The organism is Pseudanabaena sp. CCNP1317, assembly GCF_034931345.1.
Classification (GTDB): Bacteria; Cyanobacteriota; Cyanobacteriia; order Pseudanabaenales; family Pseudanabaenaceae; genus Pseudanabaena; species Pseudanabaena galeata.
On sequence record NZ_JAYGIF010000055.1, the window covers coordinates 71,907 to 89,741 of the forward strand.

General features: G+C 43.1%; 21 protein-coding genes. 5 read left to right on the plus strand and 16 right to left on the minus strand.

Going from position 1 to position 17,835, the window contains the following annotated elements:
• Positions 1-7 precede the first annotated feature (7 nt).
• Positions 8-250 carry a hypothetical protein gene (locus tag VB775_RS10560; protein WP_281005497.1) on the minus strand — a complete coding sequence of 81 codons (243 nt, stop codon included), beginning with the start codon at positions 248-250 and terminating at the stop codon, positions 8-10.
• 179 nt (positions 251-429) lie between these two features.
• On the opposite strand from VB775_RS10560, the gene VB775_RS10565 reads away from it, so the two are divergent.
• A complete protein-coding gene (locus tag VB775_RS10565; protein ID WP_281005498.1) occupies positions 430-834 on the plus strand; it encodes a DUF3119 family protein in 405 nt (134 codons plus the stop codon).
• Between the two features lie 138 nt (positions 835-972).
• Complete coding sequence (locus VB775_RS10570) at positions 973-2,262, plus strand: FGGY-family carbohydrate kinase (RefSeq protein ID WP_281005499.1); 1,290 nt, start codon at positions 973-975, stop codon at positions 2,260-2,262.
• On the opposite strand, the gene VB775_RS10575 is transcribed toward VB775_RS10570, so the two are convergent.
• The 9 genes from VB775_RS10575 to VB775_RS10615 form a co-directional block, all read right to left on the minus strand.
• Entirely contained in the window at positions 2,255-3,526 is a 1,272-nt protein-coding gene (locus VB775_RS10575; protein WP_281005500.1) for a hypothetical protein, read from the minus strand. The genes VB775_RS10570 and VB775_RS10575 overlap by 8 nt on opposite strands.
• Positions 3,527-3,683: 157 nt before the next feature.
• Positions 3,684-4,013, minus strand: coding sequence for a Mo-dependent nitrogenase C-terminal domain-containing protein (locus VB775_RS10580; RefSeq protein WP_281005501.1), 330 nt, complete (start codon positions 4,011-4,013; stop codon positions 3,684-3,686).
• A 167-nt stretch (positions 4,014-4,180) separates the two neighbouring features.
• Positions 4,181-4,330, minus strand: coding sequence for a hypothetical protein (locus VB775_RS10585; RefSeq protein WP_323216784.1), 150 nt, complete (start codon positions 4,328-4,330; stop codon positions 4,181-4,183).
• A gap of 101 nt (positions 4,331-4,431) precedes the next feature.
• Positions 4,432-5,250, minus strand: coding sequence for an acyl-ACP--UDP-N-acetylglucosamine O-acyltransferase (gene lpxA, locus VB775_RS10590; protein ID WP_281005502.1), 819 nt, complete (start codon positions 5,248-5,250; stop codon positions 4,432-4,434).
• A gap of 99 nt (positions 5,251-5,349) precedes the next feature.
• Positions 5,350-5,856, minus strand: coding sequence for a 3-hydroxyacyl-ACP dehydratase FabZ (gene fabZ / locus VB775_RS10595; RefSeq protein ID WP_281005503.1), 507 nt, complete (start codon positions 5,854-5,856; stop codon positions 5,350-5,352).
• Between the two features lie 39 nt (positions 5,857-5,895).
• Positions 5,896-6,723: a UDP-3-O-acyl-N-acetylglucosamine deacetylase gene (gene lpxC / locus VB775_RS10600; protein ID WP_281005504.1), complete on the minus strand. Its 828-nt coding sequence runs from the start codon at positions 6,721-6,723 to the stop codon at positions 5,896-5,898.
• A 2-nt stretch (positions 6,724-6,725) separates the two neighbouring features.
• Complete coding sequence (locus VB775_RS10605; protein ID WP_281005505.1) at positions 6,726-8,732, minus strand: BamA/TamA family outer membrane protein; 2,007 nt, start codon at positions 8,730-8,732, stop codon at positions 6,726-6,728.
• A 246-nt stretch (positions 8,733-8,978) separates the two neighbouring features.
• On the minus strand, positions 8,979-9,704 hold the full coding sequence (gene purC, locus VB775_RS10610) for a phosphoribosylaminoimidazolesuccinocarboxamide synthase (RefSeq protein ID WP_281005506.1): 726 nt from the start codon (positions 9,702-9,704) through the stop codon (positions 8,979-8,981).
• A gap of 149 nt (positions 9,705-9,853) precedes the next feature.
• The gene (locus tag VB775_RS10615) at positions 9,854-11,212 is read right to left on the minus strand and encodes an anthranilate synthase component I (protein WP_281005507.1); all 1,359 of its coding nucleotides are present in this window, start codon (positions 11,210-11,212) and stop codon (positions 9,854-9,856) included.
• Positions 11,213-11,293: 81 nt separating this feature from the next.
• Between VB775_RS10615 and VB775_RS10620 the strand changes: the two genes are divergently transcribed.
• Positions 11,294-11,479 carry a hypothetical protein gene (locus tag VB775_RS10620; RefSeq protein WP_281005508.1) on the plus strand — a complete coding sequence of 62 codons (186 nt, stop codon included), beginning with the start codon at positions 11,294-11,296 and terminating at the stop codon, positions 11,477-11,479.
• A gap of 21 nt (positions 11,480-11,500) precedes the next feature.
• On the opposite strand, the gene VB775_RS10625 is transcribed toward VB775_RS10620, so the two are convergent.
• Positions 11,501-11,839 (minus strand): rhodanese-like domain-containing protein, encoded by a 339-nt coding sequence (locus tag VB775_RS10625; protein WP_281005509.1) that lies wholly within the window; start codon positions 11,837-11,839, stop codon positions 11,501-11,503.
• Between the two features lie 177 nt (positions 11,840-12,016).
• Between VB775_RS10625 and VB775_RS10630 the strand changes: the two genes are divergently transcribed.
• The gene (locus VB775_RS10630) at positions 12,017-12,484 is read left to right on the plus strand and encodes a tetratricopeptide repeat protein (RefSeq protein WP_094531081.1); all 468 of its coding nucleotides are present in this window, start codon (positions 12,017-12,019) and stop codon (positions 12,482-12,484) included.
• Between the two features lie 32 nt (positions 12,485-12,516).
• Here VB775_RS10630 and VB775_RS10635 read toward each other — a convergent pair whose 3' ends face one another.
• The 3 genes from VB775_RS10635 to VB775_RS10645 form a co-directional block, all read right to left on the minus strand.
• Positions 12,517-13,944: a hypothetical protein gene (locus tag VB775_RS10635; RefSeq protein ID WP_281005510.1), complete on the minus strand. Its 1,428-nt coding sequence runs from the start codon at positions 13,942-13,944 to the stop codon at positions 12,517-12,519.
• 52 nt (positions 13,945-13,996) lie between these two features.
• Positions 13,997-15,073 (minus strand): PIN/TRAM domain-containing protein, encoded by a 1,077-nt coding sequence (locus tag VB775_RS10640; RefSeq protein WP_281005511.1) that lies wholly within the window; start codon positions 15,071-15,073, stop codon positions 13,997-13,999.
• 151 nt (positions 15,074-15,224) lie between these two features.
• Positions 15,225-15,626 carry a pentapeptide repeat-containing protein gene (locus VB775_RS10645; RefSeq protein WP_281005512.1) on the minus strand — a complete coding sequence of 134 codons (402 nt, stop codon included), beginning with the start codon at positions 15,624-15,626 and terminating at the stop codon, positions 15,225-15,227.
• Positions 15,627-16,094: 468 nt separating this feature from the next.
• Here VB775_RS10645 and VB775_RS10650 point away from each other — a divergent pair, with 468 nt between their 5' ends.
• A complete protein-coding gene (locus VB775_RS10650; protein ID WP_281005513.1) occupies positions 16,095-16,445 on the plus strand; it encodes a hypothetical protein in 351 nt (116 codons plus the stop codon).
• 32 nt (positions 16,446-16,477) lie between these two features.
• On the opposite strand, the gene VB775_RS10655 is transcribed toward VB775_RS10650, so the two are convergent.
• Together VB775_RS10655 and VB775_RS10660 are read right to left on the minus strand one after the other, a co-directional pair.
• The gene (locus VB775_RS10655; RefSeq protein WP_281005514.1) at positions 16,478-16,981 is read right to left on the minus strand and encodes a hypothetical protein; all 504 of its coding nucleotides are present in this window, start codon (positions 16,979-16,981) and stop codon (positions 16,478-16,480) included.
• Positions 16,982-17,067: 86 nt separating this feature from the next.
• Positions 17,068-17,793 carry a hypothetical protein gene (locus VB775_RS10660; protein ID WP_281005515.1) on the minus strand — a complete coding sequence of 242 codons (726 nt, stop codon included), beginning with the start codon at positions 17,791-17,793 and terminating at the stop codon, positions 17,068-17,070.
• Between the last annotated feature and the right edge of the window lie 42 nt (positions 17,794-17,835).

A 17,835-nucleotide genomic window follows, 5' to 3' on the forward strand; every position in this document is an offset into this window, starting at 1 on the left:
CTCGCAATTAATACGCTAACGTTTCTAGTGTCTCACGTAAGTAGCTACGCACGAGATCATCAAGAACGCTTTCTTGTACTGCTAAAACATCTTTGGGATCGCCTTTGGGATCACCATTTCGAGATCGCTGCCACTTATCAAATCCTGAACTGGTAGCGATCGCTTGTTTGAGATGACTCCAGACTTTAGGATCTTTGGCAGCTTCATGTAAAGGGAGAGCCAAGTCATTCGCTGTTGAGGATAAGTTCATAGACATTTCCTAAGCTTATATAGAGATTACCAAATGTGCTAAAAGCATAGTTAGTTAAGAATAAACCAACTAAAGAGCATAATTAACTCAATAATATTTATCCTATCACTTCAATAAAGAAGCCATAGACCTAGAATTAAATGTATATCTATAGGTATAAATCAACCATTTAAATCATTATGACTACATCAAATCCTTTTGTTGATCCAAACATTGCATCGCAGGCTACAGAACTAAATCCAAACTATGCAATACCAGTTGTACTTGTGTTGGCAGGAGTTCCACTTATTTGGGTTCAACCAATTGCTGCGGGTGTAGTTGCAATTTTTGGATTGTTCTTAGTTTATCAAGCAGCGACGATTCGGTTAGTATTTACCGCGACAGATTTAGAGGTTTATCGATCACAAGAAAAGTTCCGTACTTTCCCTTATCAAGAGTGGCAAGATTGGAAGGTTTTTTGGGTTGCATTTCCAATTTTGTTTTATTTCAAAGAAGTAAAAAGTATTCATTTCTTGCCAGTTTTATTTGATGCAAGTATGTTGAAAACTTGTTTAGAAAAACATATTCCTTTGAAAAAGTTATAGCAATTAGGGTTGGCTATTTCCACCCTACAACTAATTAATACAGTAGTACATAAATATTTTTAAAAGCGTTGCTAAGCAACGCTTTTAAAAATATTTTCGGGTTTTAAGTCAGCGCAAAGCGCTGTATTAGCAATTAGCATGAATTACTTTTTAGGTATTGATTTTGGGACTTCGGGCGTGAGGGCGATCGCCATTAATCCAAGTAAAGAAATCGCCGCAGTCTCTCTCGCTGAATATGACATTCGTGATTGCGAAACATGGCTATTAGCGCTTTATGAAGTAATTACAGGTTTACCTCAGGAAATTAGGCAAAATACTAAAAAAATAGTTGTTGATGGCACTTCCTCTACTGTTTTGATATGCGATCGCAATGGTAAGGCGATCGCTACACCAATGATCTATAGCGATGCCTGTGAGTCTGAAGTTGTAAATCAAGTAAAAAAAATCGCACCACCAAAACACTCAGTTTGTAGTGCAACTTCCAGTTTTGCTAAATTAATTTCATTCCTTGCCAAGGTAGAGATTCCAGATTCATTTACAAGCCCAGTGCGATCGCTTTATTTTTTGCATCAAGCTGATTGGCTCGGTTATTTACTCCATGGCAAATTGGGCGTGAGTGATTATCACAATGCGCTCAAGTTAGGATACGATCCTTTGCTGCTGCAATATCCTGATTGGTTACAGTCATGGCTACTCAACAATCCTGCGGTAGTTTTGCCTGAAGTTTTTGCACCAAGTAAAACCGTAGGCAAGATTGAGGAGACGATCGCCTTAAAATTAAATTTGCCATTAGATTGTGCGATTGGTGCGGGAACGACTGATAGTAATGCTGCTTTTTTAGCTAGTGTTGGTACGGCGACTCCTGCCATCGGTACAGCAGTGACCTCTCTCGGTTCAACGATGGTGCTAAAAGTTTTAAGCGATCGCCCCATTAATGATCCCAGTTACGGGATTTATAGCCATCGGTTTGAGCATCCAGAATTGGGGTGCTTATGGCTAGTTGGTGGGGCTTCCAATGTTGGCGGGGCTGTATTGCGACAATTTTTTACAGATTCAGAGTTGCAAGAGTTTAGCGATCGCATTGATCCACAAATTGCTAGTTCATTGGATTACTATCCTCTAACCAAAATAGGCGATCGCTTTCCGATTAACGATCCTCTGCTTGTACCAAGACTAGAACCACGTCCTGATGATCCCATTGAGTTTTTGCATGGATTGCTGGAAAGTATGGCAAGAATTGAGGCAAAGGGCTATCAACTCTTGCAAAAATTAGGCGCTTCACCAATTCAGCGAATTTATACCGCAGGGGGTGGAGCAAAAAATCAGGTGTGGACAAAAATACGTGATCGCCTTTTACAGATCTCAATGCAACAGTCTCAACAACCAGAAGCAGCCTATGGGGCTGCTTTATATGCTGCACTCAATTAAACCAAACTACAAAGCCAAATAAATTACTACCAAAAGCACTAACCATATCATTCCAAACATTCATATCGGTAATCTTTCCTTTTTCTAAATAGGGAGTAGCGGCTGTTCCTTGAACCCATGATCCCAAATCAAAAATGCGTGGCTCAGTAAAAATCCTTACAAAATCAATGCTGAGATTCTCATCACGCCAGAAGGGTAAATTCTTCTTGCCGTCAAGAATTGCGGTGATTTCATCAAGAGCGGCTAGCCAAGATTTCACCATTTCATCCGTAACCCGAACTTGAGGGATTGCAGAAGTCTGCTTAGGATTGGGAATCCATTCGTGATCGCTATCCGTTTCTGCCAAAATCGACTTCCATGACTCACGACTGAGACTAATTACTGATTTCATATGATTGAGAATAGTCGTCATACGTTGCGGTTCCGCTAAAGGGAACTTAGCAAGATGAACTGCTGAAACCAAATCGAGAATCTCAAAGAAACTGGAACTATAGTCTTCAGGAGATTTTCTACGCGTTGTGAGCAAAAATTTATGGGGCGTATCTACATCTTGGAAAAATAAGTGAGCGCAAGCAGCAAATAACTCGCGGCTATCGTAAGCCCGCAAAAATTCACTAATTGCTCCTAAGACATGGGTATAGCCCTGTAACCACAATGCATCACCACGATCAAAAGCGATTAGAAACTGTTGTGCTTCTTTTTCGGTAACGTTCGCACCAGTCACAGAATTAAAAATCTGCCATAACATTTCTTTGTCATCGGCTTTGCCATTGCCATCAAAATCTAAACGAATCAAGCCTAAACGTAAGGCAAGTTTAAGATTTTGATCTTTAATTGGTTCGAGGGTAGTCCGCACTGTAGCCAGATCATTAATCCAAGCCTGAAAAACCTGCTGAAGCCCGTCATAAGTTAAAGTTTGTGGTTTGGGGTTTTGAGGTACTGGCAAGCGTAATAAAGGGATCGATCCACTTACGGGATTTTGGATCAGTCCATAACGATAGAGCGACTGCATTAACCGTTCAGTACTACTCATAAATTGGATTACGCCCAACCCAAAGCGAGCTTTGTCATCCTGAGAATTATTTTTTAGATAGTCGTTAAAGACCTTTTCACCCTCAGCAAGCTTTCCTGTGGTGAGATAGGGGTCAGGTAATGGCGCGATCGCTGCATTACTTGGCTGTAAAGCGATCGCGGTAAATCCTATCAAACAAGAAATCAAGATAGCGAACAGCGATCGCCATAGCCACTGCATTTTTTTTTGCATATTCAAATTCCTAAGTACAAAAAATAAATGATTCAAACTTAGCTTACATCATTTATTTTTCGCATATAAAGCAATGCAAATTTTACTTAGGACATAAAACCCAAATAAAGTAAGGAGGCGCTTCGCGCCTCCTTACTTTATTTGGGTTTTAATTGGCTTAACAATAAGCACTAATGTCTTCGCCACAGCGATCCGCTAAAAAGCAAAGGGCACGGAATCGAAGCCCGACGAGTTCATCATATACAGGGTTGAGTTTACACAGGGGTGGAATGTGGATGAGAGTGTGACCAAAGAATTTAATGGTGCGCTCAAAGGGACATTGAGCAGGAATTAGTTTAGCAATGCGATGGGCAGTTTTAGATTTGTGGATTTCAAAGTTATCGATGGTCTTACGTAAAGGTTGAAGCAGATCGAAGTTTTTTTTGGGTTGAGGTCTGCCGATATATGAGTTTTCCCCACCAAATCCTGAGCTATTAATACTTGACATATTCACCAAACGCTCTTTACAACAGAGTATGTAGATCTAAAGCATTTACGTTACTAATCGTAACATAACCGTCTTAAATAGAGAATAGAAAATACATTATTCATTCTTATGTATGAGATATGCAATCCAAACAGAACGAATAGAGCTTTTTCTATGACCTTGATAATTTAGATCGTACCCACTTGTCTGTATAGCCGATCGCTATAGCTATAATTCACAAAAGTTTGCCAACACTTTTGTGAATTATAGCTATAGCCACCTGTATCAGGACAAATCAAAACCCAAATAGTGTGAGGCGACGCTTCGCGTCGCCTCACACTATTTGGGTTTTATGTCCTAACAAGAATGGCGACAGCTATAAAAGCCCAAAGAGTCAAGGCGGCGCGAAGCGCCGCCTTGACTCTTTGGGCTTTTAAGATTAGAGACGGATGGGAATTGGACCACGTCGATGAGAAATAGTGATCGAATCTTGTAAAAATTGGCGCAGATGCTGAACATGAGGGTTATCGACAAGGGTGACTAGTTTCTCAAGAGCCTCAACAAGGGTTAAATCTTGGTGATATAACAATCGAAATGCCGACTTCAAAGCTTGTTGGGTTTCCCCATCTAGTCCAGCCCGATCAATGCCAACTCGATTTAGAGTTCGCACCCGCGAGGGATTACCCTCGACTAGAGTGTAAGGAGGTACATCTCGCTCGATCCGACTCATACCTCCAACCATTGATAATCGCCCAATTCGCACAAACTGATGCACACCTAGCACCCCACTGATTCTGGCATGGGACTCGATATGAACATGTCCTGCCAGAGCTACACCATTAGCAATAATCACGCGATCTTCGATCTCGCAATTATGCCCCACATGGACATAGGCCATCAGTAAATTGCCGTTGCCAACATGGGTAACTTCATCAGCTTCATTGGCGCGATTAATGGTGACGTACTCACGAATGCGGTTGTCATTACCGATTTTGACAAGGCTCTCAGCACCAGCATATTTCAAGTCTTGAGAATCCAAACCGATCGCTGCCCCTGGATAAATTTGGTTGCGATCGCCGATTTCAGTTCTCCCTTCGACAATGGCGTGATGCCCAATGACAGTATGAGCGCCAATTTTCACCTGTTCACCGATGACAGCATAAGCTCCAACTTTGACAGTCGGATGGAGTTGGGCATCAGGATGCACTATGGCTGTCGGGTGAATAAATTCAGACACAGGCGCATGAGACACAGGCATAAAAAGTTTGGCTCGCTTGATACTAAGTTAGATCGCTTGATTTGCGATCGCTTGGATCGCCAGATAACAAATTAAAATTTGAAACGAGAGTGAAAAGATTTAAAGGTTAACTAATGAAAACATCAATTCACCTTCGCAGGCTAATTGACCATCAACTTCAGCACGTCCATGCATCTTACCAAAGCGCTTGCGTGCAACTATCAGCTCGGTAGTAATAGTTAAGCGATCGCCAGGAACTACGGGACGGCGGAATCGAACTTTATCGATACCAGCAAATAATGAAAGTTGATTTTCCATTCCTGGTAAATGTCTTAGGACGATACCACCTACTTGCGCCATCGCCTCGACAATTAGTACACCAGGCATAATCGGTCTTTCAGGAAAATGACCTTGAAAGAATGGTTCATTAAAAGTGACATTTTTAATTCCTGTGGCAGATTTATTTGGCACAAAATCAATAATGCGATCAACTAGCAGAAATGGGTAGCGGTGAGGTAACAATTTCTGAATATCTTCAATCATTAAAACCTGACTAGTTACGCTGTTGGTACTATCAGTATTGAGTTCAGCACTATTTATGGTCGGTTCTTCGGTCAAAGTTGACATATTAACTAATTTTGCATAGGAGGAAAATGAATTGTGGGGCTATAGCTTTTGAGCTAAGGCGATCGCAAATTCAGCATGAAGATTATGGCTAGCTTTGTAGGCAAGAATATGCGCTCTCGGTAAGAATCCTAGCAAGCTTAGGTCACCAATAAGATCTAAAAGTTTATGACGACATGGTTCATCGGCAAAACGTAGAGGTGGATTGATCCACTTCTCAGCATCGCAAACCAGCGCATTTTCTAGGCTTCCGCCCTTGATTAACCCTGCCGCACGAGCTTGATCAATATATGCTGCAAGCGTAAAAGTTCTTGCGGGTGCTATTTCACTAGCAAATTTTTCGCCAAAGTTAGCGATCGCAGGTGACCAGCTAAACCACTGCTCACCAATCGCCTGAGTTGGGTATTCAATGCCATAGGTGAAGCGCAAAGTATCCGCAGGTATCGCCGTGACAAAGCTGTCACCTTTAGAAACTGTCACTGCTTCGGGGAGGGGGATTAGGCGATCGCCTTGCACTTGAGTTTTAATACCAACTTTAGCGATCGCTTCCACCCAAGGCAACGCCGACCCGTCAAGGATCGGCAATTCAGGACGATCAAGCTGAATACAGGCATTATGTACACCCATTCCAAATAAAGCGGACAGCAAATGTTCGACTGTGCGAACACCTGTGCCATTTTGGCGTAACTCCGTCGATAACTGCGAAGCCGAAACTACAGTCGTATCCGCAGGTATCTTGGCTTCACCATAGATGAAATAGCGACCTGAATTAATGGGCGCAGGACTGACAGTCACAGAAACTTGCTCACCACTATGCAACCCAATCCCCGACAACGAAAATGGGGCAGCGATCGTCTGTTGGTAGAGCATGACTAGAATTTTTCTCCTAGCCCAAAGCTAAACTGTGTACCGCCATTTGAGCCGATGCCGTAATCTACTCTGATGGAACCTAAAGGCGACTGTACCCGAACACCAATTCCATAACCTGCACCGTCACCTGGTTTATTTCTTGCTCCTGCGGGATTGCCTGGTACGGCTGAGGCCGAGCCTAGATCCGTACCATAATCAAAGAACAATACGCCCCCGACGATATTAAAGACAGGGAAGCGATATTCTGCCGAGAAGATGCCAAAACTGCGACCGCTACCTATTTTTCCTTCATCCCAGCCACGAACTGAGTTGCTACCACCTAGCTGAAAAGCTTCGTAGGGTGGCAAAGTACCGATTACAGTCCCCGCTTGAACGTTAAATGCGAGAGCCTGTGTACCTTCAGAGAAATTCAAGAAATTAACAGGGATAAAGTAGCTGTAGCTAGCACGAACTCGATTTAAGAAAACGGAACCTAAACCAATGGGAATCGACTGCTCAGTAGCAATCCGAAATACAGAGCCAGAGGATGGCTTAATCGGATTATCACGTTGATCGGTGGCATAGGCAAATTGCAGCAAGAGTAGATCGTCTTGCCCAGTACCACTAGCAGACAGAGGATTGCCGAGGGAGTCGGTAGGAGAGATCTCGTTATTGTTGCTATTGGTAATGCTGACTCGTTCGTAGCGCAATCCCAGTGAAGCCGTCGTGGCTGTGCCAAGAGGTCGTGAGAAACTAAAACCTGTACCAAGTCTGTTGATGCGCGGACTAACATTGTCAGGACCAATCCCAATTGGAGTATCAAAAATAAAGCTGAACAAGCTACGGTTAAAGATATTGGCAGTAAATGAAGTGCGATTGGGGTCACCCGCTAGCCAAGGATCGGTGAAGTTGAGGTCAAATAGTAGCTCACGTTCACCAACTTGGATGTCTAAACCGAGCTTCTGATTGTTGCCACCAAGGTTTTGTTGTTGGAAACTAACTGTACCAAATAAACCTGTGGAGGAGCTTAAACCAGCACCTGCGGCGATCGATCCTGTGTTGCGTTCTTTGACATTGACAGTCACGATTACTTTGCGTGGATCGGTACCTGGGGCAAGCCCAATGTTGAGATCTTCAAACAATCCAAGAGCAAATACCTTTTGTAAATCGCCCTGAACTGCATTTCTGTTGAAGATTTCACCTTCTTTAATCGTCAGTTCACGGGTAATGATAAAGTCGCGAGTAGTACCAGTGACTGGTTTGCCTTCATTGTCTACGGTTTTGCCATCTTCATTGATAAAGGCAACCTTGATGTCTTCGATTACACCTTCAGATACAACGAGATTAATATTTCCTTCTGGTGTAGCTTTGATATCAACGATTTGAGCTAAAACATAGCCCTTGTCTTGGTAATATTTTTCAAGCTCTTTCACCCCTGCTTGAATATCTTTGAGATTAGTAACTTTGCCAATCTGTGAACCAAAGATGCGATCAATCACACCTTCCTCTAGCACTTGTGTACCTTCAGTATTGACGGATCTAAGAACAGGATTTGGTAATACGAAGAACGTTACACGCACACCAATGTCAGTATCTTCTGGCTCCGCTTGAACATTTGAGAAAAAGCCTGTGGCAAATACAGCATTGATGTCAGATTGAAGCTGGGTTCGAGTTACTGTCCGCCCTGGCTTTGTAGCGATCGCATCATAAATTCTTTGCTCAAGTTCAGGAGGCAAAGGAGGTTGCCCCTCTGGGGTTTTAATAGCAACTTCTCCAACTAGTACTTGAGTTTCTGTTGTAGTTGCTGGAGGAGGAGTGGTCGAGGGCAGGGTAAAAGTTGGTGATGTACTTGGGGGTGGGGAACTTGGTTGAGTTGGGGTCTCCTCAGTTGTAGTTGGAGGAGGAGTTGGCTGCGGGGTTGGTGCTTGAGCAATCTCTTGCTTTACAGGAGCAGCCTGTGCCAGCAAAGGACTTGTTAGTAACGTGCTGGATGCGGCAATGGCTGTGAATACGAGCAAGTTTATACGCATAAAGTCTTCCAAACACCTACAGAATATTTAAACAGAATACTGAACAGGAAACTATTGACGGACAAATGTGAACAGAAAGTTTCTGAGAATAGTAATAAATAACTATAACTTTCAACATCCCTATATTGCTAGCAGTAATTAACTAAGAACTAAATTTTTTCATAGCGATCGCCGATGTTAAAAATCATAACTACCTCAAAAGTCTACCGTTGAAGCCCTTTTTTGCAAAAATTTGTAAAAACTATGCTAACTGATCGCTGCTAAGACTCGTTTCATAACCTCTTGATAGGCTTCAGCAACATTACCGAGATCTTGACGAAAGCGGTCTTTATCTAGGATACGGGCGGTGGGGTCGGCGATCGCCTTATCCCAGAGACGACAGGTATCGGGACTAATTTCATCGGCTAGCAGTAAATGCCCATTAGCGTCAGATCCAATTTCCACCTTAAAATCAACGAGGATTAAATTGCAGCGCTCAAAAAAAGTTTGCAGATGGTGATTAATATCTAGAGCTAGTTGTTTGAGTTGAGTAACTTGTTCAGGTGTGGCGAGATCAAGCATGGAGACATGGGCATCAGTAATCAGAGGATCGCCAAGGTCATCATTTTTATAGAAAAATTCGACTAGGGGCTGCTTGAGTGGTTGACCTTGTGCTAAACCAAGGCGTTTGCAAATGCTCCCTGCGGCAATATTCCGAACCACAACTTCGATGGGCAATATCTGGACGGCGGCAACTTGCATCTCATTAGGTGAAACTTGCTTGATGAAGTGGGTAGCAATACCTTGAGTTTCCAGATACTGAAAAATATGCGAAGCGATCGCGCAGTTCATTTCTCCTTTATTGGCGATCGTGCCTTTTTTGAGAGCATTGAAGGCGGTTGCATCATCTTTGTAGCGCGACAGCAAAATATGGGGATCGTCTGTTGTAAACAGGATTTTGGCTTTGCCTTCGTAGAGCTTAGTTCCACTCATGGATAGATATATGGCGATAGTAGTTGCTTAAGTATTCTATAGGATCGCTAACCCCACAAGATATTTGGGGCGCGAAGCACCCCAAATATCTTGTGGGGTTAGCGATGGCGCGGCTGAGCCACGCCATCAGAAAATTTATGGTGAAGCACTCAATTTAAGCCTAGTGCAGCCAATTGAGCTTGGGCTTTTTGCAAAGATTCTAGCCATTCCCGATCGCTCATACTATCAGCGACAATGCCTGCCCCAACCTGTCCCCAGATATGATTATTAGTCTTGAGTAAAGTGCGAATTAAGATATTCAGATCCATGTTGCCGCGCCTATCAATATAGCCACAGGAGCCATAAAACAAACTGCGTCGCTGAGGTTCCAACTTTTCGACGATTTCCATACAGCGTACTTTAGGACAGCCCGTAATTGTTCCCCCAGGGAAAGTAGCCCGAATGAGATCTACCAACGTGCGATCACTACGCAATGTCCCTACCACATTACTAACAAGGTGCATTACATGGCTGTAGCGCTCGATCGCTAATAGCTCATCGACTTTAACGCTGCCCCATTCACAAACTCGTCCAAGGTCGTTACGCTCTAGATCGACTAGCATAATGTGTTCGGCTTGTTCCTTGGTGCAAGCCAGTAATTCACGCTCAAAGTCCAGATCTTGCTGTTTAGTTTTGCCGCGTGGTCTTGTACCTGCGATCGGACGAGTTTCGGCATGGCGATCGCTTAGGCTAACTAGGCGCTCAGGCGAGACGCTGATTACCTCTCCCCAAGTTGTTCGCCAATAGCTCGCAAAGGGTGATGGATTAATCTTTTGCAAATGGCGGTATAGTTGCCACCCATCCGAGTTCCAAGGATAGCCAAACCGCATTGAGAGATTTGCCTGAAAAATATCGCCAGCATAAATATGCTGTTTCGCTTTTTCCACCATGGCTTCATAGTCTTGTCGTTCTGGCAAATAAGTTGGAATAGCTTGTGTAATATGAGCTTTACTCTGACAGGCAAGGGGCTTAAGCCCCTTGTTTGCTGAATTGCTAAGGCGATCGCTTAATTCGGTTAATTCAAGGCGATCGCTAGCGGCTAGCCATACTGTTTGAGTTTGATGGTCAATCACCGCGAAACTAGATGGCTCATACCAAAAGGCAACGGGAAAAGGTAAAGTATCAGGCTTGGTATAGGGCAAGCGTTCAATTTCCCAAGCGAGGTCATAGCCCAACCATCCTAAATATCCCCCTGTAAATGGCAAATGATCAGGTAAATCAGAATGAGAATTTTGCATCTGCGATCGCAATTTTTCCAAACATGGCAAAATCTCACCAACTTCAGGATTCCAAACTTGTCGCGGCTTCCCTGCGGCGATCGAATATCTTGCTAGTTTTGAAGGAACTTTATCAATGGCAGGGCTTTCTAGCAGAACTGCAATCGGTTCATGAGCATAGAGCGATTCCCATAGATCTGCACCTGTCATATTTGCTGGTAGCGATCGCTGAAGCCACAACCAATCGGTCATAGATAGATTACGTAAGGTATGGTTTTATTATAGAGAGGCGGCGCTTCGCACCGCCTCTCTATAATTTAAAAGCAAAAACCTATGAATCGCACCTTATTTATTGGGATTCTCGTCTTAATTGGGCTAATGGTGTTGGCAAGTTCGTTACCGAATAAGTTCTACGGTGCAAGCGATCGCAAGTTCATCATAATCACGATTATCACCTGTATCGTTTCGGTGATCGGCTTAGCAGTATTTTTCAGCATTCCTTTCTTGACCTCAAACTAAAAAATTTGCGAAGCAAATTTTTTAGTACTTTGCCATGCTTGGCTCAACCGCATAGGCATAGGCATCAATGCCGCCACCAATATTTTTGACATTAGTAAAGCCTTGATTGACTAGCCATTGGCACATTTGCGCCGATCGCATTCCGTGATGACACAGCACTAATGTTTCCGCATGGGGATCAAACTTTTCCTTAAAATTTACTGACCACTCGGCATATTCACTGAGAGGTAAGATCGTAAAATCAGCGATCGCGGCAATTTCTACCTCATCGCGTTCCCGCACATCGATCAGTTGTAAATCTTGGCGATCGCCAGCCAAACGTTCGGCTAGCTCTTGGACAGTAATTTGTATGATAGACATACGCGCAAAATATCTCTTAGGTATGAGTTAAAAAACTAACACAAGTCCCGCTTTTAGTTCAAACTTTAGATTATTGCGCTTTGCCATCGCAACAAACTCAAATAATTTTTTAAAAACCTTGCAAAGCAAGGTTTTTAAAAAATTATTTGAGCACTATAAATTTATTTGTCTAGACTAATGAGCCAACCCATCGAAGAATTGTTGAGAGACCTCAAAAGTGAAGATGAGGAGATTCGTGATCGCGCCACGCAGGGACTGTGGGAAATGTGGTTTATGCAAAAGGGAATGCAGGGCTTGCAAGTTTTGCGTCAGAGCCAAATGATGGCAGATAGTGGCAACGTCAGACAAGCAGAACTAATGCTCACCCAATTAATTCATGCTCAACCAGATTTTGTCGAAGCATGGAATCGGCGGGCGGTTTTGTTTTATATGCAAGGGGATTACAAACGTTCAATCAAGGATTGTCAGAAGGCGATCGCCCTGAATCCTTATCATTTTGGAGCAGTGCACGGTTTGGGTTTGTGCTACGCGGCGATCGGTAATTACCATGAGGCGATCGCTACTTTCCGCAGAGCGCTGGAGATTCAACCCTACTCACTCACCAACCAAAAACTAATTCTTGAATGTACAGCTATGCTTAACTAACCAAGCAAAAAACTTGCGAAGTGAGTTTTTTGCTAGTAGTTTGTATTCCAAAGAGGAGTACGACGTACAAAGGAAAGGATGCAAACACCGATGCTAATGCTGAGCCAGCCACAAATGAGAGTTAATAGGGGCAATGATTGATTGAATGTGCCTAAGGAAGTGATGTTCTCTGTGGTTTGTCTGGATAGAAACGCACTAATTAATAAAAGTGCTGTACCGATTTCCCAAGGTTGTAAATGATTTTTTATATAGCTAGGGGGATCGCTTTGTAAACTATTGGGGGCAACTAATTGCAAGAAAAATCTGGCGATCGCAGGACTGACGAGACAAACACCTAGCCAAGCGATCGCACTTTCTGCGGATAGGTTTGTGGGTAGAGGGAAAATAAATAGAAGCAATCCCCCGACCATGATAAATGCAGTTCCTGCTAAAATCCCTGCGCCCTGTGGCAGTAATACATTCGCCATCCCTAAACTGTCTCGCTCAGATTCTTGTTTGGCAAGGTGAAACTGATCGCGAATGGTTTGCCCTAACTGATCATTTTGATTTGGGCTTTCTTTAGTACTTGATGTCACAACCGTCATCGCTAAAGGGATGGTGATGTCACTCTTATTGCCTGATAGCTGCATCCAGCTTAGTTCGCCACTCGCCTCTTGCAGTTTAACCACTGACAGACTTGAGAATGGGCGTAAATCGATCGCATATTCAGCATCAATCCCCCATAAGCCACTAAATCTCAGATGTAAAATCTTTTCGGGCGATCGCAACTGGGCTTGCCATGTAAAAAATCCTGTAAGTCCTGAAGCTGTCAAAGCGATCGCCGCGATCGCCCTCAAATTTGCCGAAAAATCGAGCATTGTCCAAAAGAAAAAGCCCAACACGATTAGCACCAAACTATTAAACTGTCGTGGCTGTTGACCTATAGCCGATGGGCTAACCAAAACTGTTTGGTCAGAATAGGTAATTACATTCAATATGTCCGCATTAACGGCTTCGATGATTTGCTTTTTTTCCGCTGCTGTCTTCGATTTACCTGAACGCCAAGCTAGAGAGCTAGCCATACCTGCGAAAATCGCAGCAGGTAAAATCCACCACAATGCGATCAATGACTTTGCAAAAGCTTCGGAAGATACACTTAGCCCTGCGATTAAAACTAACCAATAGGCTGTCATCCCAATTAACTGCGATCGCGAAAATAAATAATCTGAGTTTTGGCGGCATACTTCAACCACAGATTTAGCTGTATATAGACCGACCACAAAGCCCACAATCAATATGACAACGACGATCGCCATAATACTCGCATCACCTAATCGCACTAATTGAGCGATCGCCAATCCGAAAATCAACAAACCTGCAAAAATAAAATTCGCAGAAATAGGATAAGTCGCCTGCCGCCAGCCCCACCCGACTTTACCCGATACCAATTGTCGCTGTGAGTGAGAAGGCAAAACTTGCATAGGCGATAGTGACTTGGTAATTAATTTTTACTTTCTACTTTTTACTTTTGCCTTACACAGTGGCGATCGCTTCGTGACGCGCAAAAATCATGCGACCAGCCGAAGTTTGTAAAGCACTAGTAACTATCACAATAATTTGTTTGCCGAGGTACTCACGACCTTCCTCAATGACAACCATTGTGCCATCTTCCAGATAGCCAATGCCTTGCGATGCTTCTTTGCCTTCCTTGAGTACTTTGATTTCAATCAGATCCCCTGGTAAATAGGTCGGGCGCAAAGCTTGAGCCAGATCATTGATATTTAAAACTTCAACCTGCTGTAAATTGGCGACTTTGTTGAGGTTGTAATCATTGGTGATCAGCGTGCAGCTTAGCTCTTGGGCTAAACGAACTAACTTGGCATCTACAGTATGCAAGTCTTCATAATCGGCGGAATGAATTGTGATGCGATCGCTAAACTGATCACGCATATTGTTGAGAATATCCAATCCTCGGCGACCACGCACCCGTTTTTGATCGTTGGAGCTATCAGCGATCGTCTGCAATTCTTGAATTACAAAATGGGGGATCAGTAATTGTCCTTCTAGGAAGCCTGTCTCCATCAAGGTCTGAATTCGTCCATCAATTACGGTGCTAGTATCCAAAACCTTCGCTGTCGCGGTACGCAAAGTTCCATCGGCGAGGAGACTGCTTTCGACATTATTGGGATTAATCAACCGCAACAATGCACGCCCATGAGTATCCGATAGAGTCATCCCCGAATAGGCAAAGATAATACTTACCAAAATAGCTGTGAGGGGCTTAATAAAGTCAAAGTTATCGGGAATAGGGATCAAAAATAATGGTGCTAGCATCAAGTTAGCTACCAGTAGACCAAATACCAATCCTACAGCACGACCCAAAATTGTCTCAATTGGCATTGAACGAATGTTCGTTTCAATACGGCGATAGGTATTTTGGACGATTAAACCAGCAATTAGCCCGACTACCGAGCCGACACCAAGTGTGACCCAGCGCAAATTTTGGACGTTGAGATGGGAGATCGTCTCTGGTGGTAAGAAATCAATGCCATGGAAGCCAGTGCCTGCTCCCGCAAGGATAAATGTGAAAATAATAATAGCGTCAATCATAGGGCGGAACTCCGCTTGGACGAATAAATATAAGGACGTGAGATCAACTCAAATAACCTCTAGCCTAAAGCTTTAATTGAGTTTAGTTAATAGTTTTCCAACTTTCTCAATCCTTTGCATACAATTCTACACAAATGTAATAGAGGATTGTCTATTTTGGGGGTTGAACACATCCTTCGCTAGATTTTTGTCCATCGGGCATAGTTGCGCCACAAAAGTTAGTTTCTGACATATACGCACTTGTCAGATCGGCTCCCGTGAGATCAGCTCCCCTTAAATCCGCTTTATCTAGAATCGCGCCTATTAAGTTTGCCTCTCGCAAATCAGCAAGCTTAAGATCTGCTGAAAACAGATTTGCGTTGCGTAAATTTGCGCCTCTCAGGTTTACAAAACTTAGTTTTGCCCTTGATAGATCGCAACCTTGGCATTCTCTAGTTTGCAAAACCTGACGGATTTGGTTGGGATCAGCAGATGCGGATTCTGTCCAACTAATTAGGGCGATCGCGCTGACTAGTCCTGAAATCATCAAGCAAGTCTTGATTAGAGTTTTCATTTCTTTAGATCTTAGTTGTTGAGCTTACTGTCAGTATAAAACCTAGAAAGTAGAGTCCGTGTAAAGTCGCATCTTTAGCATTAGCAAATTTCAATCACCCCAAAAATGAAAGCGTTGCTTTGCAACCCTTTCATTTTTTTGACATAAAGCCCAAGAATTGACTGGCGGCGCGGAGCGCCGCCAGTCAATTCTTGGGCTTTGATTTGTCCTAAGACAAGTAACTGTAGCTATATCACTGCGGAGTGCGATCGCAATCACAGGGGTAGATATCTGGTGTCACTTGCGATTATCAAAAAAAGCTAGATGATGACTTCATGGAGTTAATCACTCACAAGTTAAAGATCACCCAGTCGGTTGAATTGATAGAAGGAAGTAGCGATCGCTACTTTTGATAGAAAATTAAATTTATAGAAGTTTGATTTTCTAATTCGTTGCAAGTAATTAGAGAACGTAGAAGTAGAGGCAGTCATGAAAAGTACAATCGTCGCCACGTTTTTAGCCATTTCGGGTTTCGCCATTTCAGGTTTTGCATTCGCTACATCAGCTAATGCTCAAACAGCGATCGTCGCCGCTCTCTATCAAAACCCTACTGCTCCTCAAACCGAAGTTCGTTATGACAGTGCTGCTACTAGCACCAATCAAATTATCCTTGCGGTCAATACCACCCCTGAAGTAATGGCGATCGCGTACAACTTGGTTACTGGTGATAGTTATGATCGCATCGTAACTGTGAGTCACAAAGATAGTCTTGCTTGCTTAGTAAGTGGCACTGGCTCTGTTGATGGTACTGTTATGTGTGGATTCATCGACTATGAATAATAAAAGGGACGCGAAGCGTCCCTTTTATTGATTTAGGCAATATTGGCGTTATTTTTAAGTTCGTTTAGCTTTTGCAGCCCGAACTGAGCGCGTTTAATTTGTTTTTCGCATAATTCTTCAATATCGGTACGCGCAATTTCAATCCCGTTTTGCGTATCCGTGGCTCTATCAAAAAATACAATGCTGTCCACCTGTTTCATCCCAATTAGGCGAAACAGCATATCAATTACGTTATATTCTCCACATTCGAGATTTTCGTCATTTAATCGCAATCGGTCAATATTGGCAGGCGTGCGATCGCAATAGGCATAGATCGTAGTTTTTTCCAGTTCAGGATTGTCATGATTGCTAAGCGGTGTGAGTAACCAACCACCTTCAATATCTTGAATCACAAAATAAATTGTATGTTTAAGATTTTGGGCGATCGCCTTTAGTACTGACGCAATCAAACTAACTGCGCTAGCCGTTTCTTCATCGGGTGTACTCTGAACTAATAAAGCAACTTGGCGATCGAGAATTTGATCTTTAGTTAGCATGAATCTTTAGTTAACGTTGATCGTGATTAATATCTTGAGTATCTTGAATTTAGATGATTAAGCCGCGCTCTGCGCGGCTTAATCATCTAAATATTATTGGCTGATCTCTGAAGTGCAGGTTTGGCTGTAATCGATTGCAATGACTCTAAAGTCTCAAAAATTGCCTCACGCATAGTTGTCTCGGTTTCGCGATTTAGCAATACTTGGCAATAATCAGCGATCGCCCGTTCTTGAGCAGCAGGCAACCGATTATCTTGAACATATTGATTGATTTTCTTAATGGCAATCAGTCTTGCTAGATCATCATTTACTGCTAGCTGAGCAATAAGCTGATCAAAATTATTTTGTTGACGTTGCAACCATTGGCTAAAAGCTTGACGCACGAGCAACACTAAAATCCCTAAAGTTGCGACAAGCTGCAAAATGTTAGCTGACGCTAACCAATGATTTTCTTGGTTAGACCATACAGCTAATACTGTATAGGTCAAAAAAACTGTGACCGTGCCGCTCGCGACTGATAAAGGTAAGTGGCGATAGGGACTTTGCAAAAACTTCTGAATGCGCCACAAAATCACATTCCAGTTCCAGTCCTGCATCATATAGACCGCAGTCATGGCAAAGATCCCCGCACTAGTTGCCGCGATTAGCTGCCAGTTCCACAGTAGCAACATCACCAAAAAAATCGCTAACAAAGCCCATACTGGCAAACCTTGCTCACGGGCAAGCCCACGCCAAAGCGATCGCATTAATTGTTGAGCTGGCGATGGAGATGCAGTTGATTCTTGTTCTGAATGATGTGAAGTTTTGACCACAGATTGCCACTTATATCCCTAAGGACTGTAATAGCTACTTTA

What these genes read in the sequence shown, in the direction of transcription:
- VB775_RS10560 (WP_281005497.1), bottom strand. Translation starts at nt 250, where the DNA reads ATGAACTTATCCTCAACAGCGAATGACTTGGCTCTCCCTTTACATGAA.
- VB775_RS10605 (WP_281005505.1), bottom strand. Translation starts at nt 8,732, where the DNA reads ATGCGTATAAACTTGCTCGTATTCACAGCCATTGCCGCATCCAGCACG.
- VB775_RS10645 (WP_281005512.1), bottom strand. Translation starts at nt 15,626, where the DNA reads ATGAAAACTCTAATCAAGACTTGCTTGATGATTTCAGGACTAGTCAGC.
- VB775_RS10570 (WP_281005499.1), top strand. Translation starts at nt 973, where the DNA reads ATGAATTACTTTTTAGGTATTGATTTTGGGACTTCGGGCGTGAGGGCG.
- purC (WP_281005506.1), bottom strand. Translation starts at nt 9,704, where the DNA reads ATGAGTGGAACTAAGCTCTACGAAGGCAAAGCCAAAATCCTGTTTACA.
- lpxA (WP_281005502.1), bottom strand. Translation starts at nt 5,250, where the DNA reads ATGCCTGTGTCTCATGCGCCTGTGTCTGAATTTATTCACCCGACAGCC.
- fabZ (WP_281005503.1), bottom strand. Translation starts at nt 5,856, where the DNA reads ATGTCAACTTTGACCGAAGAACCGACCATAAATAGTGCTGAACTCAAT.
- VB775_RS10565 (WP_281005498.1), top strand. Translation starts at nt 430, where the DNA reads ATGACTACATCAAATCCTTTTGTTGATCCAAACATTGCATCGCAGGCT.
- VB775_RS10625 (WP_281005509.1), bottom strand. Translation starts at nt 11,839, where the DNA reads ATGTCTATCATACAAATTACTGTCCAAGAGCTAGCCGAACGTTTGGCT.
- VB775_RS10575 (WP_281005500.1), bottom strand. Translation starts at nt 3,526, where the DNA reads ATGCAAAAAAAAATGCAGTGGCTATGGCGATCGCTGTTCGCTATCTTG.
- VB775_RS10580 (WP_281005501.1), bottom strand. Translation starts at nt 4,013, where the DNA reads ATGTCAAGTATTAATAGCTCAGGATTTGGTGGGGAAAACTCATATATC.
- lpxC (WP_281005504.1), bottom strand. Translation starts at nt 6,723, where the DNA reads ATGCTCTACCAACAGACGATCGCTGCCCCATTTTCGTTGTCGGGGATT.
- VB775_RS10630 (WP_094531081.1), top strand. Translation starts at nt 12,017, where the DNA reads ATGAGCCAACCCATCGAAGAATTGTTGAGAGACCTCAAAAGTGAAGAT.
- VB775_RS10620 (WP_281005508.1), top strand. Translation starts at nt 11,294, where the DNA reads ATGAATCGCACCTTATTTATTGGGATTCTCGTCTTAATTGGGCTAATG.
- VB775_RS10615 (WP_281005507.1), bottom strand. Translation starts at nt 11,212, where the DNA reads ATGACCGATTGGTTGTGGCTTCAGCGATCGCTACCAGCAAATATGACA.
- VB775_RS10650 (WP_281005513.1), top strand. Translation starts at nt 16,095, where the DNA reads ATGAAAAGTACAATCGTCGCCACGTTTTTAGCCATTTCGGGTTTCGCC.
- VB775_RS10655 (WP_281005514.1), bottom strand. Translation starts at nt 16,981, where the DNA reads ATGCTAACTAAAGATCAAATTCTCGATCGCCAAGTTGCTTTATTAGTT.
- VB775_RS10640 (WP_281005511.1), bottom strand. Translation starts at nt 15,073, where the DNA reads ATGATTGACGCTATTATTATTTTCACATTTATCCTTGCGGGAGCAGGC.
- VB775_RS10635 (WP_281005510.1), bottom strand. Translation starts at nt 13,944, where the DNA reads ATGCAAGTTTTGCCTTCTCACTCACAGCGACAATTGGTATCGGGTAAA.